This window comes from Microbispora sp. H10670, from assembly GCF_014161385.1.
Classification (GTDB): Bacteria; Actinomycetota; Actinomycetes; order Streptosporangiales; family Streptosporangiaceae; genus Microbispora; species Microbispora triticiradicis.
On sequence record NZ_JABBWW010000008.1, the window covers coordinates 126281 to 144187 of the forward strand.

At 70.7% G+C, this 17907-nt stretch carries 9 protein-coding genes and 1 tRNA gene; 6 read left to right on the top strand and 4 right to left on the bottom strand.

Annotated features, from left to right (window positions below; all coding sequences use genetic code 11):
* Positions 1–3: 3 nt before the first annotated feature.
* Complete coding sequence (locus HHX33_RS14220) at positions 4–429, bottom strand: PspC domain-containing protein (protein ID WP_111699114.1); 426 nt, start codon at positions 427–429, stop codon at positions 4–6.
* Positions 430–515: 86 nt separating this feature from the next.
* Here HHX33_RS14220 and HHX33_RS14225 point away from each other — a divergent pair, with 86 nt between their 5' ends.
* Together HHX33_RS14225 and HHX33_RS14230 are read left to right on the top strand one after the other, a co-directional pair.
* Entirely contained in the window at positions 516–1673 is a 1158-nt protein-coding gene (locus HHX33_RS14225; protein WP_182875003.1) for an acyl-CoA dehydrogenase family protein, read from the top strand.
* A gap of 133 nt (positions 1674–1806) precedes the next feature.
* Positions 1807–1878 (top strand) — tRNA-Lys (locus HHX33_RS14230).
* A gap of 67 nt (positions 1879–1945) precedes the next feature.
* Here the strand turns inward: HHX33_RS14230 and HHX33_RS14235 are convergent.
* Together HHX33_RS14235 and HHX33_RS14240 are read right to left on the bottom strand one after the other, a co-directional pair.
* The gene (locus HHX33_RS14235; protein WP_220501809.1) at positions 1946–2083 is read right to left on the bottom strand and encodes a hypothetical protein; all 138 of its coding nucleotides are present in this window, start codon (positions 2081–2083) and stop codon (positions 1946–1948) included.
* Between the two features lie 293 nt (positions 2084–2376).
* Positions 2377–2904 carry an ATP-binding protein gene (locus tag HHX33_RS14240; protein WP_182875004.1) on the bottom strand — a complete coding sequence of 176 codons (528 nt, stop codon included), beginning with the start codon at positions 2902–2904 and terminating at the stop codon, positions 2377–2379.
* A 338-nt stretch (positions 2905–3242) separates the two neighbouring features.
* Here HHX33_RS14240 and HHX33_RS14245 point away from each other — a divergent pair, with 338 nt between their 5' ends.
* The 3 genes from HHX33_RS14245 to HHX33_RS14255 all read left to right on the top strand — a co-directional run bounded on the left by HHX33_RS14245 (position 3243) and on the right by HHX33_RS14255 (position 13808).
* A complete protein-coding gene (locus HHX33_RS14245) occupies positions 3243–3548 on the top strand; it encodes a hypothetical protein (protein WP_182875005.1) in 306 nt (101 codons plus the stop codon).
* A 19-nt stretch (positions 3549–3567) separates the two neighbouring features.
* A complete protein-coding gene (locus HHX33_RS14250) occupies positions 3568–6873 on the top strand; it encodes a LamG-like jellyroll fold domain-containing protein (protein ID WP_182875006.1) in 3306 nt (1101 codons plus the stop codon).
* 224 nt (positions 6874–7097) lie between these two features.
* Positions 7098–13808 (top strand): RHS repeat-associated core domain-containing protein, encoded by a 6711-nt coding sequence (locus HHX33_RS14255; RefSeq protein ID WP_182875007.1) that lies wholly within the window; start codon positions 7098–7100, stop codon positions 13806–13808.
* 605 nt (positions 13809–14413) lie between these two features.
* On the opposite strand, the gene HHX33_RS14260 is transcribed toward HHX33_RS14255, so the two are convergent.
* Entirely contained in the window at positions 14414–16777 is a 2364-nt protein-coding gene (locus tag HHX33_RS14260; RefSeq protein WP_182875008.1) for an ATP-binding protein, read from the bottom strand.
* Positions 16778–17066: 289 nt separating this feature from the next.
* Here HHX33_RS14260 and HHX33_RS14265 point away from each other — a divergent pair, with 289 nt between their 5' ends.
* Positions 17067–17516, top strand: a complete 450-nt coding sequence (locus tag HHX33_RS14265; protein ID WP_182875009.1) for a DUF2690 domain-containing protein — start codon at positions 17067–17069, stop codon at positions 17514–17516.
* Positions 17517–17907: the final 391 nt, after the last annotated feature.

Sequence of the window (17907 nt, forward strand, 5' to 3'; positions counted from 1 at the left end):
TGATCAGGCCTGCGGCGTGCCCTGGCCGCCCTGGTTCTGCGGACCGTCGGTGGACGGCCGGCCGTACGGGTGCTGCTCGTAGCTCCCGGTGCCGGTGTAGGTGGGCTGGGACTGCTTCTGCTGCCAGCCCTGCTGGACGGTGTCCCACTTGGCCTTGGCGTCGTGCCAGACGTGGCCGTCCTTGTTCTTGTTGATCAGGTCCTGGACGATGGAGGTGGGCTTGCCCTCCTCGGGGAGCAGGAGCCACGCGACGGCGTAGACGCCGAAGCCGAGGCCGCCGAAGAAGCTCGCCACGGCGAGGGCGAGGCGCAGGATGTTGGCGTCGATGCCGGTGTACTCGGACACGCCCGAGCACACGCCGGCGACGATCCTGCCGTTTCGAGTGCGGTGGAGCTGCTTGACCGAACCGTTGGTGTTCATCTCGTTCATGCCTCCACAATGCCTTTTGGGGGTGCGAGCGCACATCGGGATTCCCCCTGGCCCTACCCCGAAGCGGCCCCTATAGCCTGACCGTCATGGACGACCTCCTGGACCTCGACGACCAGCTCGACCCCGAGCATCGCCTGATCAGGGACGCTGTCAGGGACGTGGTCTCCGACAAGGTCCTCCCGTACGTCGGCGAGTGGTTCGAGCGGGGCGTCTTCCCCGCCCGCGAGCTCGCCCCGGCCCTGGGCTCCCTCGGCCTGCTCGGGATGCACCTGGAGGGGTACGGCTGCGCCGGGCTCGACGCGGTCTCGTACGGCGTGGCCTGCCGGGAGCTGGAGGCGGGCGACTCCGGCCTGCGGTCGTTCGTCTCCGTGCAGGGGTCGCTGGCCATGTTCCCCATCTGGAAGTACGGCTCGGAGGAGCAGAAGGAGGAGTGGCTGCCCCGGCTGGCGTCCGGGGAGGCCATCGGCTGCTTCGGCCTCACCGAGCCCGACCACGGCTCCGACCCGGCCGGCATGCGGACCACGGCCAGGCAGGACCCGTCCGGCGACTGGATCCTGAACGGCGCCAAGATGTGGATCACGAACGGCTCGGTCGCCGACGTGGCGGTGGTCTGGGCCCGCACCGACCAGGGCATCCGCGGCTTCGTCGTGCCCACCTCGGCGCCCGGGTTCTCCGCCGCCGAGATCCACCGCAAGCTCTCGCTGCGCGCCTCGGTCACGTCCTCGCTGTACTTCGACGACGTACGGCTGCCCGCGTCCGCGGTCCTGCCGGACGTGACGGGCCTGAAGGGCCCGCTCTCGTGCCTCACCGAGGCGAGGTACGGCATCCTGTGGGGCGTCGTCGGCGCGGGCCGAGCCTGCCTGGAGGCGGCCGTGGACTACGCGACCACCCGCGTGCAGTTCGGCAAGCCGATCGGCGGCTTCCAGCTCACCCAGGAGAAACTCGCCTGGATGGCCGTCGCGCTCGGCCAGGCCGGGCTCACCGCCCTCCACCTGGGCCGTCTCAAGGACGCGGGTTCGTTGAAGCCGCACCAGGTGAGCTTCGGCAAGCTGGCCAACGTCAGGGCCGCCCTGGACATCGCCCGCGAGGCGCGTACGGTGCTCGGGGCCAACGGCGTCACGCTGGAGTATCCGGTCATCCGGCACATGACGAACCTGGAGTCCGTGCTGACGTACGAGGGCACCCAGGAGGTGCATCTGCTGACGCTGGGCAAGGCGCTCACCGGCCTCGACGCCTTCCGCTGACCCGGCCGCGATCCCTGATGGGGCGATCAGGGACAATGACGTCGCCATGTACGCGGTACTGTCTGTACCCTGCATCTTGGGGAGTGTCCTGCCGGATCACACCGCGACGCGGGAGTCCGAGGGGCATGACCAAGGGGTGCTAGCTCAATGGCAGAGCTGCGGACTTTTAATCCGTCGGTTCAGGGTTCGAGTCCCTGGCGCCCCACCTGCGAAAACGGCTCTGCGAACATGATCGTTGGGGGCTGTTGACGGCTACGGTTGACGGCAACGTCCTACGCGAGTCCCCCGAGCGCCTTTTCCAGCTTGTCGAGTGCTGTCTCCTGATGCTCGGGCAGCACGTGGGCGTAGGCGTTCATGGTCAGCACGATCGTGCTGTGGCCGAGGATCTCCATGATGGTCCGGGTGTCCACACCCTGCGCGAGCGGCTCGGGCCGCCCCGCCGCAGCAGCGCCACACCGTACCGACCGAACCCGCCGACCACACACGCGCCGTCGCCCACCGCTCCGCCGCCGTTGCCCGCAGCGGAGAGTTAAGAGCATAAGTCGCGCGTGGAGCAAGAGAAAGAGCATGCCTCCGGCGGGGGCACTCCGGCCCCGAGGTGGTCGCCAAGCATGAGCGCAGGCCGTAACTGGCGGGGGCTGATCGCTGGTGCTGTGACCGGAAACGTTCACCGGGGTGCACAGTTTTCGCGTGGGGGCAAACCTCAACTTTTGAGGGCCTGTGCGATCTGCAGTGCTACCTGGGCGGGTGTTAGGTGCGTGGTGTCGACGACCTCGGCCTCGCCGTGTAGCCACGTGCGGGCCGCCTCGGCGTAGGGCTCAAGATATCTGAGACGGAAGGGGGAGGGGCGGGGGCCGAGAAGAGTGTCCCCCTCGATGCGCCTGCGGAGGGTGTCTTGGTCAGCGTGGAGGACGAAGTGCCGTACGAGGATGGCATGTTGGGTGAGGCCCGTGCTGATTTCGCGCCAGTACTGCTCGACCAGGACAGTCATGGGCATCACCAAAGTGCCGCCGGTGTAGTCGAGTACGAGGCGGGCGGTCTCGACTACGAGTGGCCGCCACGGCGGCCAGTGCTGGAAGTTGTCGGTCGCCGGCAGCCCCGGCGTGATGTCCATGAGTGTCTCGCCTACCTTCTCGGCGTCGAACACCCGTGAATTCGGGATCAGTTGCTGCACGAGTGCAGCGGTCGTCGTCTTGCCTGAGCCGTGGGTGCCGTTAAGCCATACGATCACGGAGCCCGATGCTAGTGCTGTGCGCGCCGTGGGAACGGACGCGAGAAACAGGTCCTAGAAGGCCACTAAAGATCTTGCGTTCTGGCCTCATTCTGAGGTTCCCTCCGTAGCACGGACACCTGCGGTGTGGTCACTCGATGGTGTCTGCGGGTAGGTAGAGGCTCTCGAACGTGACGGGGCTGTGCATTCCGAAACAATCGCCGACCGTGCCCATCGAGCCGAGCAGCCCGGCGCCCCGCAGGCGCTTTCCGAACGCCCAGGACGCGTGCTGCGTCCCGTGGCCGGAAGATTACTTCGGGAGGACTTTTTCTTTGGCGAAGTAGGCGCTATAGGCCCGGATGCGGGTGAACTCCGGGCGCCCGCAGCTGTACGGCACCCAGTTCTACGGCGACAGCGACGGCTCGTACCCGATCGAGGGCGTTGAGCATCTGGACGAGCGGCGAGCAGCGGTGGGCCTGGATCCGTTCGCGGAGTACAAGGCCACGATGCGCGGCCTCGACGTCGGGGACGAGCGAGCCTGGGCGAACGTTCTCTCGTCGGCCGGCCCGCGCGAGCCGTGTTCGCGAGCCGGTCGCCGTACGGTCGCGGACTGTTCGCAGGCGTTGATCAGCTTCCTCCGCCCTGGTGCGATGTCGGTGCCCTGAGCGGAGCCCCGGAGGCAAGATGTCACCCACCCCCCTGCGCCGTCGCATGTCGGCCGTCCTCGCGGCCCTGAGCGTCACCGTGACCGCGTTCCTCACGGCGGCCCCACCGGCCGCGGCGGGCACCCCGCCGCCGTCACCTGGGGTGAGCCCGGGCGGACCGGACCGTCCGGCGCATACCGACGAGACGTCCTCGCTCGCCCTTGCTCGCACATCCCACCACCGGATCGAGGTGGAGGCCGACAGGTCAGCCACGGGAACGGTCTACGTCAACCCCGACGGTTCCTTCACCGCAGAGGAGTCGGTCCGGCCGGTCCGCGTGCAGCACGGCGACGGGTGGGTGCCGGTGGATCCGACCTTGCGGCGCGACGCGGACGGCGCGATCACCACGGCCGCGACGACCATGCCGGTGACTTTCTCCCCTGGCGGGTCGCACCCGCTCGCCATCCTCGGCGGTGCGGGATGGCGGCTCACCCTCACCTGGCCCGGCACTCTGCCGGAGCCGGCTCTGGACGGTGACACCGCCACCTACCGGCAGGTGCTGCCGGGAGTCGACCTGGTGATGCGCGCCGAGGACGGCGGGTTCTCCGAGCGGCTCGTCGTCAGCTCCCGGGCGGCGGCCTCCGCCCTGAGCGAGATCCGTTTCGGCCTCCGGACGACGGGGGCCGAGGTCGCGGTCGAACGCGACGGCGCGCTGGTCGCCCACGACCGGGACGGGCGGGTGGTGCTCAGTTCCCCGCCCGCCCGCATGTGGGACACCACGCCCGGGGGCGGCGGCTCCCCCGCTCAGGCGGCCGTCGGGGTCTCCCTCCGCGACGGCACCCTGATCCTGCGCCCCGACCGGACGATGCTGGCCGACCCGGACACCCGGTTCCCCGTCACCATCGACCCGTCGTACAGCGCTTCCAGGCTCGCCTGGACCTCGGCCCTCCAGCAGGACCCCGCCGCCTCCTTCTGGAACGGCGCCAACCTCGCCGACGATCCCGACGGCAAGGTCATGGTGGGCCTCGACCCGGCGTACGGAACGGCCGTGAGGTCGTTCTTCCGCCTGAACACCTCGGGGGTGAAAGGCAAGCACATCCTCAAGGCGACCTTCCAGATCACCGAGAAGTGGGCCTACTCCTGCTCCCCGAGCGTCGTGCAGCTGTGGTGGACGGGCAGCATCAGCTCCTCCACGACCTGGAACAACCAGCCGGGCTGGAACCGGAAGGTGGCCGAGTCGAACGCCGCGAAGGGCAACGAGTGGTACGGCTGCAACGACGGCTCCGTGGAGTTCGACATCACCGGCCTGATCAGGGACGGCGCGGCCAGCGGCTGGTCGGACGTGACGCTCGCCCTGCGGGCCGCCGACGAGACCAGCGTGTACGGCTGGAAGCGGTTCGACACCGACGCCGTCATCGCCGTCGACTACAACTCGGTGCCCGACGTGCCGAACAACCTCACCGTCGACGGCAAGGCGTGCGGCAGCGGCACCTACGTCGGCACCCTCACCCCCGCCATGAGCGCGGCGGTGTCGGACCCCGACGCCGGCCAGTCGCTCGGCGTCAGCATGTACTGGGCCGCGAATGGCGGATCGGTCTCCGAGACCGACAAGGTCGTCCAGTCGAACGTGGCCTCGGGCAGCCGCGCCGTCATGAAGATCCCCGCCGGCAGACTGGCCGACGGCGGCTCGTACTTCTGGCAGGCGAAGGCCGGCGACGGCACCGACACCTCCGCCCTGTCAGGCCAGTGCGCGTTCCGCGTGGACACCGCCGCCCCACCGGCCCCGCCCACCGTCACCTCGGCCGACTACCCCGCCGACGGCGACTTCCACGGCGCCCGGGGCGTACCCGGATCCTTCACCTTGGGCGCGGGCGGGGTCTCGGACGTGGCCGCGTACCGGTACGGCCTGGCCGATCCGCCGACGACGGAGGTGGCGGCCGGCTCCATCGGCGGCGGGGTCACGGTCACGGCCACTCCCGGGGCGATCGGCATCAACACCCTCTACGTGCGCTCGGTCGACAGGGCCGGCAACCCCTCCCCGGTCCGCAGATACGTCTTCTACGCCGGTGGAGGCACCCCGCCGGTCGGCCACTGGAAGACGGACGAGGGCTCGGGCACCTCGCTGGGCGACGTCTCGGGCAACGGCCACCCGGCCACCGCGACCGGCGGCGTGACCTGGGCCCAGGACCGGACGATGACGCCGGGGCACGCCCTCGCCCTCAACGGCACGACCGGTTACGCCGCCACGACGGGCCCGGTCGCCGCAACCGACACGAGCTTCAGTGTGGCCGCGTGGGTGCGGCTGACCTCCACGGCGGCCTATGCCACGGCCGTCGCCGAGGAGGGCGCCACCGCGAGCAGCATGATCCTCCAGTACGACAAGGGGTCCGGCCGATGGGCCTTCGCCACCCAGAACGCCGACACGGCGAACCCCCCGGCCACCAGAGCCACCTCGCCCACCGCGCCGCGTGTGGGTGCCTGGACCCACCTGGCGGGCACCTACGACGCCGGCACCGGAACGATGACGCTCTACGTCGACGGACGGCCGGGCGGCACCGCCACCACGCACATCGGGTGGAACGCCACGGGCCGCCTGCTCATCGGCGCCGAGCGCTTCAACGGGATGATCACGAGCCCATTCCCTGGGGACGTGGCCGACGTGCGGGTGTGGGACCGGCTCGTCTATCCCGACGAGGTGGCCGCCCTCGCGGGCACGACAACGCCGGCGGCCGCGTGGGACCTGACCTCCGACGGGTCCGACTCCTCCGGGCGCGGCCACTCCCTGACGCCTTCCGGCGGCGTGACGTTCGACCCGGCGAGCGGCCACGACGGCGCCGGAGGCGCCCGGTTCGACGGCACCGGAGTGCTCACCGCGAGCGGGCCCGTCGTGCTCACCGACCAGAGCTTCAGCGCCTCGGCCTGGGTCCGGCTAACCGACACGAGCTCCTTCCGCACCGCCGTGTGTCAGGCGGGCACGCGCAACTGCGCCTTCGCCCTGCAGTACGACCAGGTCGACAACCGGTGGTCGCTGGCCGTGCACGGCAAGGACGTTGACAATCCGCCGATCACTTACGTCACCTCGTCCGCGCCTCCGGCTCTGAACACCTGGACCCACCTGGTGGGCGTGTACGACGCGGCCACCCAGGAGGCCCGGCTGTACGTCAACGGGCAGCTCGCCGGGTCGCGCACCGCGGTGACGACGTACGCCGCCACCGGGGCGGCCGCGGCCGGGAGGTCCATCTACAACGGCGCCGCCACCGCGCCATGGAAGGGCGACCTCGACCACGTCCGCGTCTTCCTCGGAGCCCTGTCGGACGCCCAGGTCGCCGATCTGTTCAACCAGTGACGCGCCTGCTTGCCCGAGTCTGGCGGCTGACGATCACGTCCCCCGGACGCCGGAGAACAGTACACAGCGCTGCCACCCCGCCCTGTGGTTCCCAGGGCTACAGCGCGATCCCGTCATCGACCACCTCCACGAGGAGGCATAGCGTGTTCACCATGGGTTCCGGCCCACGAAGGAGCCGGACCATCCCTCGACTGCTGTCTCACGTAGTCGGCGCGGGCACGGCTGTGGCGCTGACAGCTTCGCTCATCGGCCAGGCTCCCGCCGCGGCCCAGCCGAAGACGGAGTTCCAGCGCTTGAAGGTCCAGCGCGAGCACGTGGTCCCCGTTGGGCCCGCGGACACGGCGCACGCAACGGCGGCCGACCCCGCGGCCGGGCACTCGCTCAAGGGGGCGAGGCCCGCTCCCCAGTGGCCCGGCCCCGGTGCGGCCACCGTGGACGTCGGCCCCTCGGACACGAAGGTTCCGGGGATGGCGCCCGTACGGCTCGGCCCGGGTGCGGCGAGGTTGGACGGAAGGCACGGCCCGGCCCCCTCCCGCGTCACGGTGCGGGTGCTCGACCGGGCCGCCACCGCCGTGCGGCGGCCAGACGCGGTGCTGCTGCGGGTGAGCCGGGCGGACGGCGGGACCGCCGCCGGCCCGGTGCACGTCGCGCTCGACTACTCAGGCTTCCGCTCGGCCTACGGCGCGGACTGGGCTCGGCGGCTGCGCCTGGTGGCGCTGCCGGAGTGCGCACTGACCACGCCCGGCCAGGCGGGCTGCCAGGGCACGCCGCTTGCCTCGGCCAACGACGGCACGACGGTCTCCGCCGAGGTGTCCGCGGCGGCTGGCGCCGGGACACTGCTCGCGGCGACCGCGTCGCCGTCCGGCTCGTCGGGCACCTTCGCGGCCACCACCCTGTCCGCGTCCGGGGCGTGGTCGCAGGGCGGCTCCTCGGGCGACTTCTCCTGGTCTTACGCCTTGCGCGTGCCGCCGGGGCTGGGCGGGCCGTCCCCGCAGCTCTCGCTGGCCTACTCGGCGCAGAGCGTGGACGGCCGGCACGCCGCCTCGAACAACCAGCCCTCCTGGGTCGGCGAGGGCTTCGAGATGTGGTCGGGCTATGTGGAGCGCCGTTACAAGCCGTGCGGCGACGACGGCGTGCAGCCCAAGACCGGCGACCAGTGCTGGGCGACCGACAACGCCACCATGTCCCTGGGCGGCAGGGCCAGCGAACTGATCCGCGACGACGCCACCGGCACATGGCATCCCAAGTCCGACGACGGCTCGAAGATCGAGCATCTCACCGGCGGCGCCAACGGCGACGACAACGGCGAGTACTGGAAGGTGACCACCGCCAACGGCACGCAGTACTGGTTCGGGCTGAACCGCCTGCCGGGATGGACGTCGGGCAGGCCGGAGACCAACTCGACCTGGACCGTACCGGTGTTCGGCGACGACGCCGGGGAGCCGTGCCACCAGGCCACCTTCGACGCCTCCTGGTGCCGCCAGGCGTGGCGGTGGAACCTCGACTACGTCGTCGACCCGCACGGCAACTCCATGTCGTACCGCTACGGCACCGAGACCAACATGTACGCCCGCGACCTCGACCCGGCCAAGTCCACCTCCTATGAGCGCGGCGGGTACCTGACCGAGATCGACTACGGCACCCGCACCGAGGCCGAGTACGGCAACGCCCCGGCCCGGGTGCTGTTCACCGTGGCCGACCGGTGCCTGCCCAACACCACCTGCGACTCGGCCCACCCGGCGAACTGGCCGGACGTGCCCTGGGACCAGTCCTGCACCGGCACCTCGTGCACGCTGGGATCGCCGACGTTCTTCACCACCAAGCGGCTGGCGAAGGTGACCACGCAGGTGTGGGGCGCCTCGGCGTACCGCGACGTCGAGTCGTGGACGCTCAACCACACCTATCCCGACCCCGGCGACGGCACCCGGGCGGGGCTGTGGCTGGCCTCCATCAGCCACAGCGGCCTGGTGGGCGGGACGCTCACGGTGCCCGACGTCACGTTCACCGGTGTGCAGATGCCCAACCGGGTGGACACGGTCGACCACTCCCCGGCGATGAACTGGTGGCGGATCGCCTCGATCCGCACCGAGACCGGCGGCGAGATCTCGGTGCGCTACTCCGGCCCCGACTGCGTGGCCGGCTCCCGCATGCCGAGCGCCCCGGAGACGAACACGCTGCGGTGCTACCCGGTCAAGTGGACCCCGCCCGGATACACCGCTCCCGTCACCGACTACTTCCACAAGTACGTCGTCGCCGCCGTGTCCGAGACCGACCACACCGGCGGCGCGCCACGCGTGCAGACCCTCTACGACTACATCGGCGCGCCCGCGTGGCACTACACCGACGACGACGGCCTGATCCCCGACGAGCAGAAGACGTGGTCGGTATGGCGCGGCTACGCGAAGATCGGGGTCACCAAGGGGGACCCGGGTGAGCAGTCGTACGGCGAGACGCTGTACTTCCGCGGCATGGACGGCGACCACCTTCCCTCCGGCACCCGCAGCGTCTCGGTGACCGACTCCCGCGGCGGCACCTGGACCGACAGCGACCCCCTCGCCGGGATGATCCGCGAGCGCGTCACCTTCGACGGGCCCGGAGGGGCCGAGGTGTCCTCCATGCTGACCGACCCGTGGATGTCCGCGCCGACCGCCACCCGGGTTCGCGACGGGGTGACCACCAAGGCCAGGTACGTGAACACCGGGGCCACCCTGCAGCGCATCGCACTCGACGGCGGTAGGGGCTATCGGCAGACGAAGAGCGTCACCAAGTTCGACCAGTACGGCGCGGCCATTCAGACCGACGACTACGGCGACGTCGACGACCCCGGGGACGACCAGTGCACCAAGTACAACTACGCCCGCAACACCACCTCGTGGCTGCTGACCCTCACCTCCCGGGTCCAGACGTACGCTCTGTCCTGCGACAAGACCCCCACCTCCGCCGACCAGGTCATCGGTGACACGCGCACCTGCTACGACGGCCAGGCCTGGGGCGCGGCCCCGACGAAGGGCGACGTCACCCGGGTCGAGTCGCTGAAGGACTGGTCCGGCGGCGTCGCGACCTTCATGGCCACAAACCGGATGGCCTACGACGCCTACGGACGCGTCACCGACTCCTGGGACGTCGACGGCGACCACACCACCACCGCCTACACCCCCGCCACGGGCGGACCGGTGACCAGGAACACCGTCACCAACCCGCTCGGCTGGACCACCGTCTCCGACCTCGAACCGGCCTGGGGCGTCACCACCGGCACCACCGACGCCAACGGCCGCCGCACCGACGTGGGCTACGACGCGCTCGGGCGGGTCACCGGCGTCTGGCTGCCCGGCCGGGCGAAGGGCACGCAGCCGGCGAGCACCACCTACGGCTACCTGATCCGCACCGACGGCCCGGCCGCGGTCACGACGTCCACCCTGAACGCCAAAGGCGGGTACACCACGTCGTACGCCCTCTACGACGGGCTGCTGCGGCCCCGGCAGACCCAGGCCCCCGCGGTCGGCCCCGACGGCGGGCGGATCGTCACCGACACCTTCTACGACACCGCCGGCCGGGCCTACAAGACCGACGCCGCGTACGTCGCCGACGGAACACCGGGCACCGGCCTGTTCACACCGGCCGGAGACAACCAGATCCCGGCCCAGACGCTGACGCTGTTCGACGGCGCCGACCGGCCCACCGCGTCTGTGTTCCGCTCCCTCGGGGTGGAGAAGTGGCGCACCACCACCTCGTACGGCGGCGACCACGTCGACGTGACCCCGCCCCCCGGCGGCATCGCGACCAGCACCGTCACCGACGCCCGGGGCCGCACCGTCGAGTCGCGTCAGTACCACGGACCCACGCCGTCGGGGGCTCACGACGCCACCAAATACGCCTACAACGCCAAGAACCTGCTCGCATCGGTCACCGACACCGCCGGAAACCAGTGGACGTACGGCTACGACGTACGCGGCCGCCAGGTGCGCGTCGACGACCCCGACAAGGGCACCACCACCGCTGTCTACGACGATGCCGGACGCGTGCTGTCCACCACCGACGCCCGCGGCCGCACCCTCACCTACACCTACGACGCGCTCGACCGCAAGACCGCCGTCTCCGAGGGAAGCACGAAACTCGCGGAGTGGACATACGACACCCTCGTCAAGGGCCAGGTGGCCTCCTCCACCCGGTGGTCCGGCGGCAACGCCTACACCACCGCGGTCACCGGCTACGACGTCGGCTACCGCGCCAGCGGAACGAAGATCACCGTTCCCGCATCCGAAGGCGCGCTCGCCGGCACCTACCAGTTCGCCACCACCTACAAGGCCAACGGCAGCGTCGCGACCACCACCATGCCCGCCGCCGGCGGCCTGCCGCAGGAGACGCTCGGCGTCGAGTACACCGACACCGGCCAGCCGTTGAGCCTCGGCGGCACGACCACGTACGTCACCCAGGCCCAGTACACCCGCCTGGGCGAGCCGGCGGTCCTCACCTTCCAGGCCGGCGGGCCGCTCGCCCAGCTCGGCTACTACTACGAGGAGTCCACCCGCCGTCTGGAGCGCACCCTCGCCGTACGGGAGACCAGCCCGTCGACGATCGCCGACCAGCGCATCACCTGGGATCCGTCCGGCAACATCACCAAGGTCGCAGACACTCCCGCTGGCGGCGCCTCCGACACCCAGTGCTTCACCTACGACTACCAGCGCCGCCTCACCGAGGCCTGGACGCCGTCCTCGGGAGACTGCGCGCCCACCCCCTCGGCAGCCGGACTCGGCGGGCCCGCGCCCTACTGGCAGTCCTTCCGATACGACGTGGTGGGCAACCGCACCAGCTCGGTCGACCACGCGGTTGGCGGCGACACGACCACCAGCCTCACCTACCCGGCCCCCGGTAGTGCCCGCCCCCACGCCGCGCAGTCCGTCACGACGACGACGTCGGCCGGGTCGAAGACCGTCTCCCTCACGTACGACGCCTCCGGCAACACGACCGCGAGGCCGACGGCCACCGACATCCAGAAGCTGACCTGGGACGCCGAGGGCCGCCTCGCTGACGGGACCGACAGCGGCGGGACCACATCGTACGTCTACGACGTCGACGGCGCCCGGCTCGTCCGTCACGACGCCACCGGCGCGACCCTCTACCTGCCAGGCATGGAGCTGCGCCTGACCACGGCCACCGGCACTCTCTCGGGCACCCGGTACTACTCCTTCGGCGGGTCGACCATCGCCCAGCGCACCGGCGGTGGAATCACCTGGCTGATGCCCGACCGGCAGGGCACCGCTCTGGTGGCAGTCGAGGCCGGCACCCAGGCCGTCACCCAGCGCCGCCAGAAGCCCTTCGGTGAGCCGCGCGGGGCGAGCGTCAGCTGGCCAAACGAGCACGGATATGTCGGGGGGACGGACGAGCCCACCGGCCTGACCCACCTCGGCGCCCGGGAGTACGACCCCGTCATCGGCCGCTTCGTCTCCCCGGACCCGGTCTTCGACTCCGCCAATCCCCAGCAGATGGCCTCGTACGCGTACGCGGGCAACAATCCGGTCGCGCAGAGCGACCCGTCGGGCCTGTGGTTCCTCCCGTCGGACGATTCCGGCGTGAAGGCAAGCGGCCCCGCCGGTCCCGATCGGGGCCCGGGCCCCACCCAGAACCAGCCGCCGCCGTCGCACCCCGCGCCGACCGAGCCGTCGCCGCCGCCGGCCTGCGAGTGGTGGAACATCGGTTGCAACGCGCAGCAGGCCTGGAACGCGACCGTCAACTTCGCCGAGCAGCACAAGGCGCAGATCGTCGGCATCATCACGAGCACGGCCGTCGGCGTCGGCTGCGGCCTGGTCATCGGCTGGACCGGGGTGGGGGCCGTCGCCTGCGGCTTCGTGGCCGGAGCCGCCGGCGCGATCGCCAAGGACCTCATGGAAGGCGGCCACAGCGCGGGACAGATCATGCTCGACGCCCTCGTCGACGGAAGCATCGGAGCTCTTACCGGAGGTCTGATGTCGGTGGGCGGAGCCGCGCTCAAGGCCGGGGCCACCGCGATGCAACAAGGCATCAAGGCGGCGGGACAGGCCGCGGGCAAGGCGATGGCCGAGGAAGTCGCCGACATCTTCACCGGCAAGATCACCAGCGGCCTTCTCGGCAACGCCGCCAAGAACGCCACCAAGAACGTCGTCCAGGAGGGCGCGAACTGCCTCGCCAACAGCTTCACGCCGGCGACCACCGTCCTGATGGCCGACGGCTCGGCCAAGGCGATCGCGGCCGTGGAGCCAGGCGACGAGGTCAAGGCCACCGACCCGGAGACCGGCAAGACCGTCAATCGCCGCGTAACCGCGACGATCAGCGGCGAAGGCGAGAAGAACCTCGTCGACATCACCATTGACACCGACGGGTCGCGTGGTGACAAGACCGGCCACGTCGTCGCCACCGACGGCCACCCCTTCTGGGTCCCCGACCTCCGGCAGTGGGTCGACGCCGGCCGTCTGCGGCCCGGCATGCTGTTACGTACCTCTGCTGGCACCTACGTCCGAATCCAGGCGATCAAGAACTGGACGGCCCGTCAGCGCGTCCACAACCTCACGATCGACGGCCTGCACACCTACTATGCGTTGGCGAAGAACATACCGCTCCTGGCGCATAACTGCGGTCCGGAGCTGTATGGTGTCGGCGATAAGCAGTTCGGAAGCCACTGGGGTAATCACTCTAAGCATTACAACATGAACCCTGGCGACCGCGCCGCACGTCAGTGGTACATGGATCGCATCTACGAGGTTCGTAATGCGCCCGACCAGATCAGACGTGGTCCGTGGAGCCCTCGGGGAAACGGTGGCGACGGATACTGGTTCTTCCTTAAAGGTAACGACCTACTACTCACAAAGGCCGACGGAAAATTCGTCAGCATGTTCCCTTACTTACCGCTCGGCAATAACCAGTTTGACCGTGCCGCGCGAATAATTTGCAACTGCACGTAGGTGATCTGTAGGCACGCGAGACTGCACATGGGTGCTAGTGCGGCGACCATGTTGAACATCCGAACGGTTATCGCAGTCACTTCGCTCAACCTCCCGGCGAGAGGATTCGAGCCTCGGCCACTCAACCGAATCGGGGTCCGGTTTGCATCAACCGAGGGCGTGTGGGGCCAGCTTTACTGCCGGCGCCGAGCTTGGCCCGCGCCCGCTCGACGTAGGTGTCGCCCGTCGTCCTGGACACGCGCAGCGCAAAAGGCTGAATCGAGGTGCGCCAGTGGGGCGTCCATAGTGGCCGCGAGGCCAAGCGCTGGCTGTCCAGCCAGCCGGTGATGATGGGAGCCGAGGATGTCGCGGTTACCAGGGGCGAGCTGGCCGCCGCGCCGCCGAGATTCTGCGGGTCAAGCCATCCGATGAACGACCTGTGTATCACTGCGTCCTGTCCGACCTAAGGCATCCTTCTCGCGACCTTGACCGTTGAGGATTTCGACGACCTCGTCGTCCATCACGACCTCAAGCCGGTCGCTGCATAACCCTGGTCAGCTGGGGCTTGCCAGGCGCTGCCGCGGCTCGTACAGGCGCTGGATGACATGTTGTAGGGGTGGCTGGGCTCACTCCCGCGGTTTCCGAGTGTGGGGTGGTTGGCGTGACGCCAGGAGGTCCAAAACGCGGGCCTCCTGGCGGTCGTCGCCGATCTCGTGGAACAGCGCCGACGCCTGCCGCAGGCACTCCTCCGCCCGCCCGGGATCGGCGAGGGCGTCGTGGACCTCGCCGAGGCAGGCCAGCAGGAGCGCCTCCTGGTACCGGTCGCCGAGGGCGCGGAACAGTTCGAGCGCCCCGGTCCCGTGCTGGAGGGCCTCCTCCGGCTTACCGAGGCGGGCCGCGACGGTGCACAGGTTGCCGAGCGCCCGCGCCTCCCCGTGCGGGTCGGGGATGGCGCGGGAGATGGCGAGCGCCCGCCGGTGCAGCTCCGCCGCCTCGGCGGGCCTGCTCTGCCGGTGCCGCAGGTCGCCGATGTTGGAGAGGGTCAGGGCCTCGCCGTACGGGTCTCCGATCTCCCTGAAGATGACCAGCGAGCGCTCGTGGGCCTCGGCGGCCTCGCCCCAGCGTCCCAGCGCGTCGTAGGTGGCGCCGAAGTTGCCCAGGGCCTTGGCCTCCCCCTGCCGGTAGCCGACCTCCCGGAAGATGGCGAGCGACTCCTGGTAGGCCGACAGCGCCTCGTCCGGGCGGTGGGCCGGCAGGTGGGCGTTGCCGAGATTGCACAGGATGCGTCCCTCGGCCTCCCGGTCCCCTGCCTCGCGAGCACAGCGCAGGGCGATCTCGTGGGTGCCGATCCACTCCGCGTAGCGTTTGCGCAGGTCGAAGAACCCGTACAGGGCGGTCGGGAGCTGCCAGGCGATCCGGTGCAGACCGGCCTCCTCGGCCGCCTCGGTCGCGGCGACCAGGTTGGGCAGCTCGGCCTCGCACCAGGCGAGCGCCTCGGCGTGGCCGGAAAAGGACGTCGCGGGCACGGCGAGCTCCACGGGCTCGGGACGCATCGCGGGCAACCCCGGGCTCACGGCGACGCGGGCCGCGCAGGCGCTGTGCAGATACCACCCGGCGAACCGCCGTACGGCGGCCGTCCGCGCCGCCCGGTCCTCCTCGGCGAGCACCCGCTCGCCCGCGTACAGGCGCAGCAGGTCGTGTAGCCGATACCGGCCGGGGGCATGCTCGGTCAGCAGGTGGGTGGCGGCCAGTTCGCCGAGCAGCCGTGCGCCCTCGCCCGCTGTCACGTCCGCCAGGGCCGCGGCGGCCGGCACGCCCACGTCCGGTCCGTCGTGCAGGCCCAGAAGCCGGAACAGCTCACGGGCCGGCGACGACAGGGCCTCGTACGACCATCGGAAGACGGTGCGGACGGCGGTGGCCTCGTCGTCGTGGGGGGCGAGGACGTCGAGGCGTCCCCTGCGGTCCGCCAGCTCGGCGACGGTCTCGGCGAGCGGCGCCGGCCGGGAGCCGGCCCGTTCGGCCACGACTCGCAGCGCGAGGGGATGATAGGCGCAGTGGCGGGCGAGATCCGCGACCGCCAGAGGCTCGGCATCGGCCCGATCGGACCCGATGGCATGCCGTAACAGCTCCGCCGACTCGTGCGCGTCGAGCACGTCGAGAGCGATGCGGACCGCCCCCTCCCGGGCGACCAGGCCCGCCATCCGGCTGCGGCTGGTGACGAGCACGGCACAAGGGCCCGCCCCAGGCAGCAGTGGGCGCACCTGCTCGACGTCGCGGGCGTTGTCGAGGACCACCAGAACGGCGCGACCGGCCAGCAGCGTCCGGTAGAGCGCGGCCCGCTCGTCCGGCGTGGGGGGTATCCGATCCCGGGTCACACCGAGCGCGCCGAGGAACATGTCCAGCACGTCGCCGGGATCGAGCGGCGCGCCCGTCGGGTGGTGGCCTCGCAGGTCCACGTACAGGTCGCCGTCGGGGAAGCGGTCGCGGGCCCGGTGGGCCCACTGCACGGCCAGGCTGGTCTTGCCGACGCCCGCCATGCCGGTGACGACCGCGATCACCGTCCCGGCGGGCGCGCCGTCCGGGAGGGAGTCGAGCGCCGCCAGCTCCCCGGCCCGGCCGGTGAAGAGCGTGGTCCCGGCCGGAAGCTGCCGGGGGACAGCGACGGGCCGAAAGGATCGGCCGTCTTCCCCCGGACCCGGCTTACGTGCGGTCCGGGCCTCCGCCGCGGCCCGCTCCACCAGGGCCCGGTCACGCAGTTCCTTAAGGCGCCCCGGAGTGAGCCCGAAGTGGCGCTCGTACGCGGCGAGGATGTCCGCCGGCGGCAGCCGCCGTCCTGACTCGTAATCCGCTATCGCGCTGTGCGAGGCCAGATGCAGGGGACGGACGAGGTCACGCTGCGACAGGCCGCGCTCACGGCGCAGGCGGCGCAGCGCGATCCGCAACTCCAGGCGGGCCGTCCCGCTGTCGCCGCCGGACGTCTCCTCTCGCATGCTCTCTCCCATGGGCCGCGGCCGCCGCTCCTGATGAGGACGCTACATGATCAACGAGTGAGGAGAGCGCCCTCCGAAACGCGTCGAAGTTGCGGAGCGGGACCAAGCCCCTCACCGGGGTCCGACGGTCGTCCGGCCGTGTTCCGCCTGTGGCCTGAGGTTGGTCTGCGGTTGTTCGTGGTCTGTCCGCACGCCTGGCCGTACGGTCGCCTCACTGCTCGGATGGTCTCGTACGCGGGCCCGTGGGCACGGGCCCGGCCCGAAGGACGATCACGAGGAGTGGACGGGCATGCGGAAGTGGAGAGGGCTGGCGGCGGCCCTGGTGCTAGCGGCCGGCGCCGTGGTGCCGGTGGCGGCGACGGCACAGAGCGCGAGCGCGAGCGTCGGCTGCCGGGGTGCCGGGGAGAACGGCCTTCCGAGCTGCTCGAACAAGGATCCAGAGGCCATGGGCTGCGCGTACGACGCCGTGCTGGGGGGCGCCACGGTTATGGACTTCGGCGCCTACGTCGAGAACTGGTGGAGCGACGCCTGCCAGGCGTCGTGGGGCCGGGTCACCAATTCCGGCACCACTGCCCGGTACACCGTCTGCGTCTATTCGACCTACGACTATCGGTCTCGCTGCGCGGTCAACGTGACCGGTCTCGCCTGGAGCCCGATGGCGGTGAACCGGAGCTACAAGGACCAGGCGTACGCGTACGCCCAGCTCGGCGACCGGCAGTTCCGGACCGCCTGGTACTGATCACCGTCGTGGAGCCGTGACCGGTACCCCCGGGCGGCGACATGGCAGTGACGGCCAAGGCTATGGCGCGGATTGTCAATGACGAGCGGCCTGTCACCGCGAACACTCGATCATGACCTCGGGCCCGCCGGGGACTCTCACCGCGCCGAAAGGCAGCACATCCATGTTCATCGCCTCATGCCATGTCATGGGCCGGGCGGCCGTGCCGACTTCGGCCGGCGACTCCGCCGCCCTCGCCGGCGATCCAGGGCCGGCGGACACCGCGCCGGTGGCCGGCGGGGGTCACACGACGACCGGCCGCACGGCAGGCACCGGCACCCACGGCTGCCGGTAGCCGGCCCCCGCCAAGAGGCCCGCGCGGTCGAGATGGCCGTCAAGCGCCACACCAGCC